This window comes from Myroides odoratimimus, assembly GCF_030326305.1.
GTDB classification, from domain to species: domain Bacteria; phylum Bacteroidota; class Bacteroidia; order Flavobacteriales; family Flavobacteriaceae; genus Flavobacterium; species Flavobacterium odoratimimum_A.
In genome coordinates, this window is sequence record NZ_JACAKB010000091.1 from 1 (window position 1) to 645 (window position 645).

At 38.0% G+C, this 645-nt stretch carries 1 protein-coding gene; it reads right to left on the minus strand.

Going from position 1 to position 645, the window contains the following annotated elements; genetic code table 11:
* On the minus strand, positions 1 to 645 hold a 645-nt coding region (gene tnpC, locus HX049_RS18415), incomplete at both ends, for an IS66 family transposase (RefSeq protein ID WP_286417835.1).

Sequence of the window (645 nt, forward strand, 5' to 3'; positions counted from 1 at the left end):
AACTTCTGTATTTCTACTAGTACATGCTGGGCCCTTTTTCTATCGTTATCTAAAGCTTTTTCAAATTCACGTCGAGCATGTGCCCAACAAGCAAGATGTGTAACATCTGACTTATTTCCATAGGCTTGGTAGCCGCTAAATCCATCAGTTTGCAGATATCCTTTGAAGTTTTTTAATATAGGCAGTGCAGCACTACCGCTACGAGTAGAACTGTAATTAAACATTACAAGCTTGGATATAGGTGCGTGATACACCCAATAGTAGCCAAGATGAGTTTTGTCTTTCTTTTTCTCATCTAAGACTTTGATGGTGGTTTCATCAACTTGGAGATAACCTTCATTTTTGATGTCCATCAGCAGCTTTTGGTATAGTGGCTTTAAAGCATCCATGCTTTGAGCCGCCCAACCATCTATTGTAGAAGAAGCTATATCGATGTTTTCTCTGGAAAAGCGTTGCTTTTGTCTATAAAGAGGAAGGTGGTCAACATATTTATCTACAAGTATTGTGGATAATAATCCCTCTGAAGGGATTCCTTTATCTATAATTCGCTCTGGAAGCTCACCAATACTAATTTGAGTGTTGTCTTTACCTTTAGTAGCGTATTTATATCGGATGTAACGCTTGATTTTAAAGTAACCTGGAACA